This window comes from Myroides gitamensis (assembly GCF_029894455.1).
GTDB lineage: Bacteria > Bacteroidota > Bacteroidia > Flavobacteriales > Flavobacteriaceae > Flavobacterium > Flavobacterium odoratum.
Map to the genome: position 1 here is coordinate 2,606,545 of NZ_JARYHN010000001.1, position 16,244 is coordinate 2,622,788.

Sequence of the window (16,244 nt, forward strand, 5' to 3'; positions counted from 1 at the left end):
TGTAAAAAATTAAAAAACAAAATCATGCATTTTACCATTAGACCTGCACAAAAGGAAGATTTTGATGTTGTTCCTGAATTAATGTTACAAGCGATGGAAGACATCGTATTCAGTTTTATTCAACAAGAAGATATTGAAGAAGCAATTAATTTTCTAACTACTTTATTCAAACAACCAGATAACTTATACAGCTATCAAAATACATTTGTTGCTGTAGACGACGAAGAGAATGTGGTTGGCTCAATTACGGGATATAACGGAGATGATTTTATCAAACTAAGAGAGCCTGTACTAGAATTAATGCGAAACAAATACAACAACAATATGATTCCTGAACCTGAGACCGAAGGTGGAGAGTATTACCTAGACACCGTTGCGGTATCTCCTCTAGTACAAGGAAAAGGGGTTGGCAGTCATTTATTAAAAGCAGCTACAGATTTTGCTCGATCTCAACATTATAAACAAGTAGGATTAATTGTAGACTTAGAAAATCCTAATGCTATGAAATTATACGCAAGACTAGGATTTGTTCAAGGAAAACAACTTGATTTCGTTGGTGGAGAATATTATCACATGTACCTAAGATTCTAATTTATATAGGGGAATATCAAATTGATATTCCCTTTTTTCGTTCCCTATCTTTATTCCGCTCGAGACCCTCTCTTTTTGATAGAGATTATTTATATTTGCCTAAAAATAATAACAATGAGTAAAAATATCACGCCCTATAAAGATTCTCAGCTTGGAAAGAAACAACAAGTGGAGCAAATGTTCGATACAATTTCAGGCAACTATGACAATTTGAATCGAATGATCTCATTAGGGACGGATCAAGGTTGGAGAAGAAAAGTACTACAATTGGTTGCGGAGACAAATCCGACAACGATTTTAGATATTGCAACGGGTACTGGTGACATGGCGATTCTTTTATCAAAAACTAACGCTCAGAAAATCACAGGTTTAGACTTATCTGCAGGGATGCTGGAGGTAGGTAGAAAAAAAATAAAAGCTTTAAACCTAGACAATCGCATTGATATGATTCAGGGTGATTCTGAGAATTTACCCTTTGAAGACAACTCCTTTGACGCCATCACTGTGGGCTTTGGAATACGAAATTTTGAAAATTTAGAAAAAGGTTTAACAGAAATTTTAAGAGTATTAAAACCTAATGGAATTTTTATTATCTTAGAAACCTCAGTTCCGACTAAATTTCCTTTTAAGCAAGGGTACTTCTTTTACACTAAAAACATTATGCCATTCATGGGTAAACTGTTTTCAAAAGATCAAGATGCTTATAAATATTTATCTGATTCTGCTAAAAATTTTCCTTTTGGACAAGAATTGAACAATATTTTGGTAAAAGTTGGGTTTAAGACTGTAAAACACCGTCCGCAAACGATGGGTATAGCAACCATATATTCTGCTTCAAAGTAGTTATGAGAAAACTGTTTATCTTACTTATTATTCTATTCACCTCTGCAAATGTATCTGCACAGTGGATTTTTGGGAGAAATCCAATCTTAAATAAATCGGATTGGGACAAACAACGTGTCCACTACGGTTATTATATTGGAACAAATTTCTTGAATTTCAATTTTGACTACGATAAAGAGTATTACGATAAGCTCAAAAGTTTAGCTGGTGAATACGGCAGTGATCATACAGAAATACAAGTAACAACTAATATGGGTTTCAGTGTGGGACTTGTAGGGAACTTGCGTATTATGGAATATTTAGATTTGCGTTTTGAACCAGGATTAATCTATTCGAAACGCGATTTGAAATTTCCTCGCGCTTTTGTCATGGATTATTACATGAAAAACAAGCCCAATTCGGTTCCTACTATGCAGGAAATAACCAATTCCAGTACAAAATCAATCAGCTCTACGCTGATTCACTTACCTTTACTTTTAAAGTTTTCTGCTTTGCGTACAGGAAATATTCGCCCTTATGTACTCGGTGGATTTTCTGCTGACTTAAACTTAAGTAGCAATCACAAATCAGATGATGATAACTACGAAGGGGTTTGGAGAATGAAACAATGGACGACGAACTACGAATTAGGTGTAGGTGTTGATATTTACTTTGAATACTTCAAATTCAGCCCTTCAATCCGCGGTGTATTTGGTTTAGGCGATGAATTAATTCGCGATAAAGATCCGGATAGCCCTTGGACTGGTCATATTAGTTCAATGAAAACAAGAGGAGTTTTCTTAAACTTTACTGTACATTAAAAACACTTCTTCGGAATTCACTCAACACAATAGAGGTAGCCATAGCAACATTCAAACTTTCTGTTTGTTGTAAATTTCCAAAACGAGGAATTGTAATTTTACGAGAAATAAGCGCTTCTATTTCGGCAGAAATACCATTGGCTTCATTTCCCATTACGATTACGCCAGGTTTTACCTCTTTCATCTCATAGATATTTTCACCGCCTAAAAAGGTTCCATATAGTGGCACCTTTGCGCTTTGTAATAGTTCTGCTAAATCAGTATACACGATATTTACACGAGATACAGATCCCATTGTTGCCTGAATTACTTTAGGATTATAGCAATCTACGGTTTCTGATGAACACACTATATGGCTAATACCAAACCAATCGCATAAGCGAATAATGGTTCCTAAATTTCCCGGATCACGAATATCATCCAAAGCAACTACCCAATCCGAAAAATCAATCGTTTTACTTTCTAAGCAATGAAATACAGCCAAACAATTAGGCGTCGTAGTCAAAGCGCTCATTTTCTTTAAATCATCCGCAGAAACTCGCGTTACTTGATGTGTAGGAACGCCAAAATCCATCTCGTTTGTTACATATAAATGGTCTAAAACAAAAGATGATTGCAAGAGTTCTTGGATCACTTTAATCCCCTCTGCAATAAATAATTGGTGCTCTTTTCTATATTTTTTTTGATGAAGGCTTTTTATTCGCTTAATTTGGTTTTTGGTAACCATAAAAAAATGTATTTTTGATCTGTATATATCGATGTAATAAAGTTGGGCAATTTTTTATCAAAAATAGTATTTATTCTTATAATCTCTGCATGTTTTTTTTCGTGTTCCATAACGAAGAATGTGCCAGAGGATTATGATTTATTAATGGAGAACAGCATTGTTATCAATGATAAGAAAACATCTAAAGAAGAGATCTACAATCAGCTGTACCAACAACCTAATAGCAAATTTCCTGTTATTGGGTCGCGCCTGCGTTTGAATTTATACAACTTAGCAAGACAAGATGCAGATTCCAACTACCATGCTTGGTTAACTAGACATCCTAAAACAGACAAAACCTTAGAAAGCGTACTTTCTCGCAAACAAGTTAATCGCTTAGGTCAATCGTTCATCATTGCGGGTTTCAATAATTTCTTAATCAAAACAGGTGAACCTCCTGTATTATACGATAGCCTTAAAACGGAAAAATCCTTAACGCGATTGAAAAACTATTATTTCAACAAGGGGTATTTTGACACGAAGGTTACGAATGAAACCAAACGCATCGGTGAGCAGAAAATGACGAATTCCTATTTTATCACTACAGGAAATCCTTACCTGATTGATAGTATTTCTTATTTGATTGGTACACCTGCATTAAAGACATTATACGAAAGCAATCAAGCCAAAAGTTTACTGAAAACGAATACGGTATTTGATGTAAAGAACTTTGAAGAAGAACGCAAACGCATCACTTCTATTTATCGAAATCACGGGGCTTATCACTTCCAAGAAATCAATATTCGCTATGAGGTTGATACTATTTTAGATAGTAAAAATAAGGCCAACATTTTATTGATTGTCGATCAACAAACGGTCAAATCTGGCGATACTTTAAGTCAGGTTCCTTTTAAGATTTACCAAATTAGCAAAGTGAATATTTTCACGGATAATGTTTCTAAAAACAAAGCGTATGTATTGGACAGTATCCAATACAATGGTTTTAATATTTATAGTTCAACGAAACTCCAATATAAGCCTAAAGCTTTAACGGATGCGATATTTATTACTCCTGAAAGTACTTTCAGTGATTCGAGACGTATTCTTACCTCTCGTTCTATCAGTAATTTGCGCATCTTTAATTATCCTGTAATTGAATATGTTGAGGACCCTACTGATCCTAAAGGCGAAACTTTGATTAGTAATATCTATTTGACCTCGCGTAAAAAGATGACTTTCAATCCTTCTTTGGATGTGACCCACTCGAACATTCAGGATTTTGGAATTGGTGGTAGCATGGGACTATTATTTCGAAATGTATTTAGAGGGGCTGAAATTTTAGAATTTGGATTACGAGGAACCATTGGGTCCTCAAGGCAAATGAGCAACCCTAACGATGTGTTTTTCAACGTTACAGAATATGGAGCGGATATAAAATTAACTTTCCCACGCTTTTTATTCCCTTTTGCATCCAATAAAATCATCCCAAAAACCATGCTTCCTACAACGGCTATGAGTTTTGGTTTTGCAAGACAACGAAACATTGGTTTAGATAAAGACAATTTCACTGGTATCATCAATTACAGCTGGTATCCTTCACGCAAAAATTCTTTTAGCGTGGATGTAGCCAATATTCAATACGTAAGAAATACAAACCCGAACAACTACTTTAGTGTCTATAAATCTTCGTACAATACCCTAAATAACATTTCAAAAGAGTATGATGTACCTATAGACTACGTAGATGAAAGTGGAGATTTAACTATACAAGGTGAAGGTGCGAATCGCTTCATTAATGACGCATTAGCTACAACTAACCCTATGGGAATTTCACCAGAAGACTACAATGAAATTCGCAGTATTCAAGAGCGCAAGGTTCGCCTTTCTGAAAACAACTTAATTTTAGCTTCGAATATTTCCTTTAATTCATCAACGAGAACCGGAATTAATGATAATAGTTTCTATACTGTTCGCGCGAAAGTGGAAGCTGCTGGTGGATTACTTGATTTAGTTATGAATCGCGTAAGCGATAAAGAAGGTCATACAGGAAAGAGAACTTTATTTGATGTCGAATATTCACAATACATTAAAACGGAATTGGATTTTGTAAAGTATTGGGATATTGGACGTCAGCAAATTGTTGCGATTCGTCTATTTGGTGGTTTGGCGGTTCCTTATGGTAATGCCAATTCCATTCCGTTCTCTCGAAGCTATTTTTCAGGAGGATCCAATGACAACCGTGGATGGCAATCGTATCGTTTAGGTCCAGGTAAAAGCGGAGGAACGAACGATTTCAATGAGGCTAATATGAAACTCTTCTTCAGTACGGAATATCGTTTTAATATCACAGGTAAATGGAATGGGGCTTTCTTTGTGGATGCAAGTAATATTTGGAACGTATTTGACAATGTTGAAGACAAGAACTACACCTTCAATGGAGTAAGCTCATTCAAAGATCTAGCAGTGAGTTCTGGTTTTGGTATTCGCTACGACTTTAGTTTCTTTGTATTCCGATTAGATATGGGATTCAAAACGTATGATCCTTCGATTTACTCCAAACGCAAATGGTTTGGAGAATTTAGTATCAAAGAGTCTGTCTTGAATGTTGGTATTAATTATCCATTCTAATCAAATAATAATTAGTATTTTTGTCCAATAAATTAAACACACGACTATGGCACACAATATTAAACCTGGAGTAGCATTTGGAGATCAAGTGCAAGAAATATTCAACTATGCAAAAGAGAAAGGTTTTGCTTTACCCGCTGTTAACGTGACTAGTTCTAGTACAATTAATGGTGTATTGGAAACAGCGGCAAAACTAAATGCGCCTGTTATTATTCAATTTTCGAATGGTGGTGCATCTTTCATGGCAGGAAAAGGTTTATCTAATGAGAATCAAAAATCTGCTATTGCAGGAGCTATTGCAGGAGCAAAACATGTACACGCTTTAGCTGAAGCTTATGGTGTGCCTGTTATTTTACATACGGATCACTGTGCAAAAAAACTATTACCTTGGATTGATGGTTTACTAGATGCTAGTGAAGAACATATGACAAAATACGGAAAACCGTTATTTAGTTCGCATATGATTGATTTATCTGAAGAACCAATCCAAGAAAACATTGAAATTTCTAAAAAATACCTTGAAAGAATGGAAAACATGGGTATGACTTTAGAGATTGAATTAGGAATTACAGGAGGAGAAGAAGACGGAGTTGATAACTCTGGTGTAGATTCTTCTAAACTATATACACAACCAGACGAAGTAGCTTATGCTTATGAAGAGCTAAGTAAAGTAAGTCCTCGTTTTACCATTGCAGCAGCTTTTGGAAACGTACACGGGGTTTACAAACCAGGAAACGTAAAACTTACGCCAATCATCTTGAAAAATTCTCAAGACTATGTGGCTAAGAAATTCAACTTAGGACATAATCCTGTTGATTTTGTTTTCCATGGAGGTTCTGGTTCATCATTAGAAGAAATTAGAGAAGCAATTTCTTATGGTGTAATCAAAATGAATATCGATACAGATATGCAATTTGCTTATACAGAAGGAATAAGAGATTATATGACTTCAAAAATTGAATATTTAAAAACACAGATAGGAAACCCTGAGGGAGCGGATGTACCAAATAAAAAGTACTACGATCCACGTGCATGGGTAAGACAAGGAGAAATCACTTTCAATGCTCGTTTAGAAGAAGCATTTAAAGATTTAAACAATGTAAACACATTGTAATTTCTTCTCTAAACCTATTAACATAGTATAAACAAAACAGACATTTATGGCTTGGTTTAAAAGAACAGAAAAAGGAATTCAAACACCAACTGAGGACAAAAAGGATATACCAAAAGGTTTATGGTACAAATCACCAACAGGTAAAATTATAGATTCTGAAGAACTAGAAAAGAACCTTTGGGTAAGTCCAGAAGATGGTTACCATGTTCGAATTGGCAGTAAAGAGTATTTTGAAATTCTTTTTGATAATGGCGATTACAAAGAAATAGCAAAGAGTTTATCTTCAAAGGATATGTTGAAATTTGAGGATACAAAAAAATATGTAGATCGTTTAAAAGAAGCTACTTCAAAAACGCAATTGAATGATGCTGTGCGTGTAGCCGTTGGAAATTCAAAAGGAGAAAAATTAGTTGTTGCTGCAATGGATTTTGCTTTCATCGGTGGATCTATGGGATCTGTAGTAGGTGAAAAAATTGCAAGAGGAATTGATTATTCTTTAAAGCACAAAATTCCTTTTTTAATGATTTCTAAATCAGGAGGAGCTCGTATGATGGAAGCTGGTTTTTCATTGATGCAAATGGCAAAAACTTCTGCTAAGTTGACGCAACTAAGTGATGCTAAGATTCCTTACATTTCACTTTGTACAGACCCAACAACAGGAGGTATTTCTGCATCTTTCGCTATGTTAGGAGATATCAATATCGCTGAACCAGGTGCTTTAATCGGATTTGCTGGACCGCGAATTGTAAAGGATACAACAGGAAAAGATTTACCTGAAGGATTCCAAACATCTGAATTCTTATTAGAACACGGATTCTTAGATTTCATTACACACCGTAAGGAATTAAAGAAAAATGTAAACTTATACTTGGATTTGATTTTAAATCGTCCAATTAGATAATAAAAAAAGAGTTGCTGTACAGCAACTCTTTTTTTATTATCTTCAGATTATGTAGGCGAATGGCCATTCGCCTCTTCATTTCATTTTCTCTTTTCCCCTTTCCAATCTCCATTCTCCATTCTTCAGTATTACATTCCAGATCGAATCGCTTCAACGGGGTCTAATTTCGCTGCAGAACGCGCAGGTAAATACCCCGATATCAATCCTATAATGATAGATAATCCCAATCCAATACCAATATTAAACAGACTTAATACAAACTCAAAGTCCAGTAATACACTTACTCCTTTCGCAATCATCCAAACGACAATAATTCCCACTAATCCCCCGATTAAAGCCAATATAATCGACTCAAACAAGAATTGTAAGAGAATAACACGTCGCTTAGCTCCTATTGCTTTCTGAATGCCTATTAAGTGCGTGCGCTCTTTGACAGACACAAACATAATATTGGCAATCCCAAATCCTCCTACCAAAAGAGAAAACATACTGATAATCCACCCTACTACATTCATCTGCCCAATAATATTATCCAAAAATTCCATCATTCCACCGAATACATTGACAAAGAAATTGGTATCCTCCCCTACTTTTAAGCCGCGGAACGCACGTAATTTGGTTATTATTTCATCTTCAAAATGTTTGATATCTGCTTTTTCGTTGGGCTTTAAAATAATTACAGGTGTATACGCTTTGATATTGTCTCCAAACATTTGTCGAAATAAATTTACGGGGATATAAGCTGTTTCATCGTGACCTCCTCCTATAGAGATTGCTCCTTGCTTATCCAAAACACCAATCACCACAAATTTACGTCCGTATAATCGGATGTTCTTTCCTAAGGGATCTTGTCCAGGAAAAAGTGTATTGGCGATTTCATTTCCAATGACAATAACTCCGCTTCCATTCACCGCTTCTGATTCATTAAAAAAACGCCCACTCGCCATTTTTACATTGTCGAGGTATTGCATATCTGCACTACAAGGACGAACAATAACATCATTAGCATAATAACGATCCGCCTTCATATTTTCATTGCGCACGAAAAAATTAAAGGAAGCATATTCAACATCACTTAAATTTCGCTTTAAATAATCGTATTCTTCATAGGTTACATTCGGGAACTGATCAATCTTCCAACGCGGAATTTCTGATGGACCGAAGGAATGATTAAACACATAAATCATATTGCGATCAAATCCACTTAATTCAGATTTTATCGTGCGATCCATCGAATCTACAGCTGCTAAAACGGCAATAATAGAAAAAATCCCCACTGTCACCCCCAGGAGAGAAAGCAAGGTTCTTAGTTTATTTGTTCTCAATGCATTGATTGCAAATTGAAAACTACTGAGTAAAAGCCTAAAATATATTATCATAGCATCAAGTTCAACGACCATCCTATTAGTAGAAGAAGATTACAAAAGTTACACTTCCCTCCTATTTTTCTTTTAAAAAACAAGACAATTTACGCCTCTTAAAATTAAAATAAAAACTTCTATATTAACTTTATAAATACCTAGACATTAGTTATTTTTGCCGTTTAATTAATAACACACAATGAACACAACTAAAAAGATTCAATCGGCCTTAATTTCTGTTTTTAGCAAAGACGGATTAGAACCTATTGTAAGAGAACTACACAAAAACGAAGTAACTATCTATTCTACTGGTGGTACAGAAACTTTTATTAAAGATTTAGGTATTCCTGTTGTACCTGTTGAAGATATTACTTCTTATCCTTCTATCTTAGGAGGTCGAGTAAAAACTTTACACCCAAAAATTTTCGGTGGAATCTTAAACAGACAAGATCACGAGGGAGATATTCAACAAATGAAAGAATTTGAAATTCCTCAAATCGATGTAGTCATTGTAGATTTATATCCATTTGAAAAAACAGTTGCTTCTGGAGCGAACGAAGCAGATATCATTGAAAAAATTGATATCGGTGGTATTTCATTAATCCGCGCAGCTGCTAAAAACTTCAAAGACACGGTTATCGTACCTTCAGTAAATGAATACGATTTGTTTTTACAGATGTTGATTGAGCATAATGGTTCAACAACATTAGCACAAAGACGTTTACTAGCAACTAAGGCATTCCATGTTTCTTCACATTACGATGGAGCAATTTTCAACTACTTCAATGAAGCGGATGATACATTAAAAATCAGCCATGCAGAGGGAATTGAATTGCGTTATGGAGAAAACCCACACCAAAAAGGACACTTCTTTGGTGACTTCGATCAATTATTTAAAAAATTGCACGGAAAAGAATTGTCGTACAACAACTTATTAGATGTTGATGCTGCGGTAAACTTAATGAATGAATTCAAAGGAGAGCAACCAACATTTGCTATTTTGAAACATAACAATGCTTGTGGTGTAGCGCAAAGAAACACAATGAAAGAAGCGTATGTAGATGCTCTAGCTGGAGACCCTACTTCTGCTTTTGGAGGTGTTTTAATTGCGAATGGCACAATTGATGTTGCAACAGCACAAGAAATCAACCAATTATTCTGCGAAGTTGTGATTGCACCAGCATACGAAGAAGCTGCAATTGAAATCTTAAAAGAGAAGAAAAATAGAATTATCTTGGTTTTAAATGAAATTGAATTACCTAAAAAACACGTACGTACTTGTTTAAATGGTATTTTAGTTCAAGATAAAGATAATGTAACTGACAATAAAGACCATTTAACAACCGTTACTAAAGTAGCACCCTCTGATCAAGAAGTAGTTGATTTATTATTTGCTTCTAAAATCTGTAAGCACACCAAATCAAATACTATTGTTTTGGTAAAAGACGGTCAGCTTTGTGCTTCAGGAACAGGACAAACATCAAGAGTAGATGCTTTACGCCAAGCAATTGAGAAAGCTAACTCATTCGAGTTCAACCTACAAGGAGCTGTAATGGCAAGTGATGCATTTTTCCCTTTCCCTGACTGTGTTGAGATTGCTGGAAATGCTGGAATCACAGCGGTTATTCAACCAGGTGGTTCTATTAAAGACGATTTGAGTGTTACTTACTGTGATGAAAATAAAATCGCAATGGTTTTCACGGGGATTCGTCATTTTAAACATTAATTTACTAATTTTGTAGAACAACATAAATATTAACTCTAAAAGCCTTTTATATCTATGGGATTTTTTGATTTCATGACGGAAGATATCGCAATCGATTTAGGAACTGCGAATACCCTTATCATTCACGATGGAAAAGTTGTCGTTGACAATCCATCAATCGTTGCTAGAGATAGGACAACGGGAAAAATTATAGCCGTTGGAAAAGAAGCGAGTTTGATGCAAGGGAAAACTCATGGTAACATCAAAACAATACGCCCTTTAAAAGACGGAGTTATTGCTGATTTTGACGCATCAGAAAAAATGATAAGCCTCTTTATCAAAAGCATACCAGCTCTAAGAAAAAAAATGTTTACACCAGCCTTGCGCATGGTTGTATGTATTCCTTCAGGAATTACTGAAGTAGAAATGCGTGCAGTAAAAGAATCTTGTGAGCGTGTGAATGGTAAAGAGGTTTATTTAATACATGAACCTATGTCTGCTGCTATTGGTATTGGTGTAGACATCATGCAACCAAAAGGAAATATGATTGTTGATATCGGAGGAGGAACAACAGAAATTGCTGTTATTGCTCTTGGAGGTATTGTGTGTGATAAATCTGTAAAAATTGCAGGTGACGTATTCACGAATGACATCATTTACTATATGCGTACGCAACACAACTTATTTGTTGGAGAGAGTACAGCAGAAAAAATTAAAATACAAACAGGAGCTGCAACTGAAGATTTGGAAACTGCTCCAGAAGATATGCTAGTTCAAGGACGTGACTTGTTAACAGGGAAACCAAAACAAGTAACTGTTTCTTACCGTGAAATAGCAAAGGCATTAGACAAATCAATACAACGTATCGAAGATGCTGTAATGGAAACGTTATCTCAGACGCCTCCAGAATTAGCAGCTGATATTTATAACACAGGAATCTACCTTGCTGGTGGAGGATCTATGTTGAGAGGATTAGACAAACGAATCTCTCAAAAAACGGATTTACCTGTTTATATTGCTGAGGATCCATTGCGTGCAGTTGTACGTGGAACGGGCCTTGCCATCAAAAATATTGACAAATACAAAAGTGTATTGATAAAATAAACTAACCCATGCAGCAAATAATTAATTTCTTTATAAAAAACAGTACTAAGTTACTGTTTTTGCTGCTTTTAGTTATATCATTTGCCCTAGTACTCCGAACTCATACGTTTCACAAGAGTTCATTTATTAGTTCGGCAAATGGTGTGACAGGTTACGTCTATGAAAATGTAAATAATTTAAAGGAATACATGCGTCTTAAGACTGAAAATGACGCTTTAGTTCTGGAAAATGCCCTACTGAAAAAACAGGCTTTTAATAGTGCTGTTGTAACAGACTCTGTCCCTATTGAATTACCTCTTCTTACAACCCAAGAAGATATATACAACGTTATCGTAGCCAAGGTGATTAAAAATGAATTTAATACCAAGGAAAACTACTTAACGATTAAAGGTGGAGAACGAGAGGGTATTACAAAAGATTTAGGAGTAATCAATAGCAACGGAATTGTAGGGATTATTCAAAAATCATCCACAAAGTATTCTACCGTACAGAGTATCTTAAACGCAAAATCTAAAATCAATGCCAAGATTAAGGGATCAAATCACTTTGGTACCTTACAATGGGATGGTAAAAGCACAGGGTATGTTCAATTAAATGACATTCCCCGCTTAGCAGAACTCTTCCAAGGCGACACGATTGTCACTGGAGGTATTTCGGATATTTTCCCTGAAAATATTCCCATTGGTACAATCGAAAAAGCGTATACTACAGAAAGCTCGAATTACTTTACCATTGAAGTCAAACTTTTTAATGACATGACAAACTTAGGGTATGTATATGTGATTAAAAATAACGACATTAAAGAAATTATTGAACTAGAAGAAGCTACACGCAATGAATAGTACTATTTCCAATATTACGCGTTTTGTTATCTTGCTAATCGCACAGGTATTAGTATTTAACAACTTGGATTTATTTTCTTTTATAAATCCATTTCCGTATATACTTTTTATTGTACTTTATCCAACTGATGGCAACAAAGCGCTCTTTTACGTTTCTAGCTTTCTATTAGGATTAACCATAGACATGTTCGAGAACTCAGGAGGTGTACACGCTGCAGCTTCCTTGATACTCGCTTTTAGTAGGCCCTTAGTGTTGAAATTTTCATTTGGTATTAGTTACCAATACCACAACCTCAATATCTTCAAGAAAGTAACGAAAGATTTATTTTCCTCTATGGAGGTAATGGGTTATTTAATTATTACTGTAGTAATTCACCATGTTGTACTATTTGCATTGGAATTCCTGCGTTTTAATTTTATATTGGAAATCTTATTGCGAACTTTACTTACCACAGTAGCGACATTAATTAGCTGTATATTAATCCTCTATCTGATCAAACCATCTAAACGATGAGAAAGTTATTACTTCCTATTATCATAGTTGCAGTAACTATAACCATTCTTATTCGACTGTTCTATTTACAAGTCGTAGATGATACCTATATCAAAAAATCAGAGAATAATGCCTTAAAAATCGTTTATGAATATCCTGAACGCGGATATATATTCGATCGAAATAAAAAATTATTGGTCGCGAATCAACCTTCGTATGACATCATGGTCATCCCCAGAGAGGTAAAAGATATCGACACTCTAGCTTTGTGTAAATTACTCGATGTAACCCTCGATGATTTCAAAACAAAACTACAAAAAGCGACGGTTTATAGCCCTCGTCTTCCCTCTGTCTTTTTAGCGCAGTTAAGCAAAGCGGAATATGCTGCTTTTCAAGAAAAAATTCGCCATTTCAATGGATTTTATGTACAAAAACGTTCCTTGCGTGACTACCAAGTCAATGCAGGAGCTAATGTCTTTGGTTACATTCGCCAGGTTAATGAAGATAACATCAAGAGAAACCCTTACTATAGATCTGGAGATTTAATCGGTATTCAAGGGGTGGAACAGCAATATGAAGATATTCTTCGCGGTACTAAAGGAGTAAAATACATCCAACGCGATCGTTTCAATCGCGAGATTGGCTCTTTTAAAGATGGAGTTTATGATACTATTTCCATTAAAGGGAGTGATATCACCTTGACGATTGACTATGATTTGCAAGCTTATGGGGAGCTCTTAATGAAAAATAAACGAGGAGGAATTGTAGCGATTGAACCAAAAACAGGTGAAATTCTTGCTCTAATTAATGCTCCGTCGTATGATCCGTCCCTATTGGTCGGAAGAGAACGCTCTAAAAATTACACCAAATTATACAATGACTCTTTAGCAAAACCTTTATATAATCGCGTATTATCGGGAGAGTATTCTCCGGGTTCACCTTTTAAAATCCTAACGGGTCTAATTGGTTTGCAAGAAGGAGTTATCACAGAACACTCTGCTTTTTCATGTAACAGAGGATTTTATTATGGCCGTGGTGCCTGGATGGGATGTCACGATTCCGGAACATGGAATTTAAGACATGCGATTGCTTTATCTTGTAATACCTACTTTGCACAGACGTACAAAAAGATTATTGAGAAATATAAATCACCCGCAGAAGGAATTGATCGTTGGAGCAAGCACTTAGAAAGCTTTGGTCTAGGACAGTTTTTAGGGTATGATTTACCTGAAGGTCGAAAAGGTCATATTCCCAATTCGGAATATTACGATCGCTGGTATCCCAACAAAGGATGGAAAAGTACCACGACAATTTCCAACGCAATTGGACAAGGTGAGGTAATCATGACTCCAATGCAATTAGCCAATATGGCAGCCGCTGTAGCTAATCGCGGGTATTATTATACCCCTCATATCATCAAAAACATTGAAGATCACAATATTGATAAAAAGTTTGTTACCAAACAAGTAACTACAATTGATCCGAAACATTTTGAGCCAATCATCCAAGGGATGAATCAAGTGTTTCACATTGGTACTGGACGTAGTGTTGCGGTTCCACAGCTAGAGATGGCTGGAAAAACAGGAACAGTAGAAAACTTTACGCGTATCAATGGAAAGCGTTATCAATTGGCAGATCACTCTGTATTCGTCGCTTTCGCACCCGTAGATGATCCTAAGATTGTTATTGCCGTTTTTATTGAAAACGGGGTATGGGGAGCACGATGGGCTGCACCTATTACGAGTTTAATGTTACAAAAATATCTACTTCCAGAAATTGTTCGTCCTGATTTAGAAAAACGAATGCTAGAAGGAAGCTTAGAAAGTGAATACAACAAAGTTTTACAACTATACAATTTAGCGGATAAGCAGCAAAAATAATGAGAAGCGGAAGCGTACAAAAGCATATCGATTGGATAACTATTATGTTATATCTTTTACTAGTTGTAGCGGGATGGGTAAATATTTACTCTACCTCACTACCTAGTGAAGAAGCCAGTATTTTTGATTTTAGTCAAATCTATGGTAGGCAATTGGTCTTTATTTTGACGTGTATTCCCTTAATCATCCTCATTCTCGCTCTAGATACCAAGTTCTATGAGAAGTATGCCCTAATCTTTTATATTATCGGTATTCTCTCTATTCTTGGTCTATTTGTCTTTGGTAAATCAGTAAAAGGTCAAACCAACTGGTATCAGATTGGTGGATTAGGGGTTCAACCTTCCGAATTTGTAAAAACAACTACGGCCCTGTTATTAGCCAAGTACTTTTCGGACAACCAAGGTACTTTAAAGACGCTTAAAGAGCAGGTAACCGTTTTTATGATCATTGGTATACCAACCTTATTAATCTTAAAACACGATACAGGAAGCGCCATGTTGTTCGCCGCATTAATCTTTGTATTATTTCGCGAAGGATTACCTTCTTGGTATTTATGGTCCGCTTTTATTACAATAGCACTCTTTGTTGCAGCATTGATAGTAAAACCTTCCCTAATCATCACATCTATTGTATTATTAACACTATTACACTACTACTTTAACAAAAACATCAATAGAAACCCCTTTATTTATCTTATTTTAGCCACCGTAATGTGCGGCTTTGTTCTATCTGTTGATTACGTGTACGACAATGTACTTGAACCCCATCAAAAAGATAGGATAAACGTTTTACTCGGTGAAAATGTAGATCTTCAGGCCGAAGGATATAACCTCAATCAATCGAAAATTGCAATTGGTTCAGGTGGTTGGTATGGCACTGGTTTTTTACAAGGTACCCAAACCAAGGGAGGCTTTGTACCAGAACAACATACCGATTATATATTTACTACGGTTGGAGAAGAATGGGGATTCGTTGGTTCTAGTACAATTATCGTTTTATTTCTTTGTTTATTTTTCCGCTTAATCTATCTAGCAGAAAAACAAAAAAAGCGATTTAATAGAGTCTACGGGTATTGTGTCGTGAGTTTTTTATTCATTCACTTTGCCTTTAATATTACCATGTTAGTAGGATTATTCCCTACTATCGGGGTTCCACTTCCCTTTTTCTCCTATGGAGGATCGAGTTTAATTGCTTTTACATTACTACTATTCATCTTTTTGAAATTGGATGCCAATAGAATCAATGAATGGTAAAATTCGAACAACAATAGAATCAA

The 16,244-nt window shown here is 35.5% G+C and carries 14 protein-coding genes; 12 read left to right on the forward strand and 2 right to left on the reverse strand.

What is annotated here, in order from left to right; all coding sequences use genetic code 11:
* Nucleotides 1-24: 24 nt before the first annotated feature.
* From M2306_RS11560 to porT, 3 genes are all read left to right on the forward strand, one after another.
* Nucleotides 25-591: a GNAT family N-acetyltransferase gene (locus tag M2306_RS11560; RefSeq protein WP_259187787.1), complete on the forward strand. Its 567-nt coding sequence runs from the start codon at nucleotides 25-27 to the stop codon at nucleotides 589-591.
* 114 nt (nucleotides 592-705) lie between these two features.
* Entirely contained in the window at nucleotides 706-1,434 is a 729-nt protein-coding gene (gene ubiE / locus M2306_RS11565) for a bifunctional demethylmenaquinone methyltransferase/2-methoxy-6-polyprenyl-1,4-benzoquinol methylase UbiE (protein WP_259187786.1), read from the forward strand.
* Nucleotides 1,435-1,436: 2 nt separating this feature from the next.
* Nucleotides 1,437-2,234 (forward strand): type IX secretion/gliding motility protein PorT/SprT, encoded by a 798-nt coding sequence (porT, locus tag M2306_RS11570; protein ID WP_115092506.1) that lies wholly within the window; start codon nucleotides 1,437-1,439, stop codon nucleotides 2,232-2,234.
* Here the strand turns inward: porT and M2306_RS11575 are convergent.
* On the reverse strand, nucleotides 2,221-2,961 hold the full coding sequence (locus tag M2306_RS11575; protein WP_115092505.1) for a TrmH family RNA methyltransferase: 741 nt from the start codon (nucleotides 2,959-2,961) through the stop codon (nucleotides 2,221-2,223). The two genes, porT and M2306_RS11575, sit on opposite strands and share 14 nt — an antisense overlap.
* A 42-nt stretch (nucleotides 2,962-3,003) precedes the next feature.
* Here M2306_RS11575 and tamL point away from each other — a divergent pair, with 42 nt between their 5' ends.
* From tamL to accD, 3 genes are read left to right on the forward strand one after another with little or no spacing between them, the layout of a single operon-like run.
* Nucleotides 3,004-5,568, forward strand: a complete 2,565-nt coding sequence (tamL, locus tag M2306_RS11580; RefSeq protein WP_445482715.1) for a translocation and assembly module lipoprotein TamL — start codon at nucleotides 3,004-3,006, stop codon at nucleotides 5,566-5,568.
* A gap of 46 nt (nucleotides 5,569-5,614) precedes the next feature.
* Entirely contained in the window at nucleotides 5,615-6,682 is a 1,068-nt protein-coding gene (fbaA, locus tag M2306_RS11585; RefSeq protein ID WP_259187785.1) for a class II fructose-bisphosphate aldolase, read from the forward strand.
* 46 nt (nucleotides 6,683-6,728) lie between these two features.
* Complete coding sequence (accD, locus tag M2306_RS11590) at nucleotides 6,729-7,583, forward strand: acetyl-CoA carboxylase, carboxyltransferase subunit beta (protein WP_002990020.1); 855 nt, start codon at nucleotides 6,729-6,731, stop codon at nucleotides 7,581-7,583.
* A 128-nt stretch (nucleotides 7,584-7,711) separates the two neighbouring features.
* Here accD and M2306_RS11595 read toward each other — a convergent pair whose 3' ends face one another.
* Nucleotides 7,712-8,962: an ABC transporter permease gene (locus tag M2306_RS11595; RefSeq protein WP_259187784.1), complete on the reverse strand. Its 1,251-nt coding sequence runs from the start codon at nucleotides 8,960-8,962 to the stop codon at nucleotides 7,712-7,714.
* A gap of 181 nt (nucleotides 8,963-9,143) precedes the next feature.
* On the opposite strand from M2306_RS11595, the gene purH reads away from it, so the two are divergent.
* Genes purH through rodA form a run of 6 tightly spaced genes read left to right on the forward strand, consistent with a single transcriptional unit; the run spans nucleotide 9,144 to nucleotide 16,221 of the window.
* Nucleotides 9,144-10,670, forward strand: a complete 1,527-nt coding sequence (gene purH / locus M2306_RS11600; protein WP_259187783.1) for a bifunctional phosphoribosylaminoimidazolecarboxamide formyltransferase/IMP cyclohydrolase — start codon at nucleotides 9,144-9,146, stop codon at nucleotides 10,668-10,670.
* Between the two features lie 54 nt (nucleotides 10,671-10,724).
* Nucleotides 10,725-11,753 carry a rod shape-determining protein gene (locus M2306_RS11605; RefSeq protein ID WP_060872609.1) on the forward strand — a complete coding sequence of 343 codons (1,029 nt, stop codon included), beginning with the start codon at nucleotides 10,725-10,727 and terminating at the stop codon, nucleotides 11,751-11,753.
* 8 nt (nucleotides 11,754-11,761) lie between these two features.
* Nucleotides 11,762-12,595, forward strand: coding sequence for a rod shape-determining protein MreC (gene mreC / locus M2306_RS11610; protein ID WP_115092502.1), 834 nt, complete (start codon nucleotides 11,762-11,764; stop codon nucleotides 12,593-12,595).
* Nucleotides 12,588-13,109: a rod shape-determining protein MreD gene (locus tag M2306_RS11615; RefSeq protein WP_115092501.1), complete on the forward strand. Its 522-nt coding sequence runs from the start codon at nucleotides 12,588-12,590 to the stop codon at nucleotides 13,107-13,109. The genes mreC and M2306_RS11615 overlap by 8 nt, the downstream gene beginning before the upstream one ends.
* Nucleotides 13,106-14,968, forward strand: coding sequence for a penicillin-binding protein 2 (gene mrdA / locus M2306_RS11620; protein ID WP_115092500.1), 1,863 nt, complete (start codon nucleotides 13,106-13,108; stop codon nucleotides 14,966-14,968). Before M2306_RS11615 ends, mrdA begins: the two co-directional genes overlap by 4 nt.
* Nucleotides 14,968-16,221, forward strand: a complete 1,254-nt coding sequence (gene rodA, locus M2306_RS11625) for a rod shape-determining protein RodA (RefSeq protein ID WP_002990006.1) — start codon at nucleotides 14,968-14,970, stop codon at nucleotides 16,219-16,221. Before mrdA ends, rodA begins: the two co-directional genes overlap by 1 nt.
* Nucleotides 16,222-16,244 lie beyond the last annotated feature (23 nt).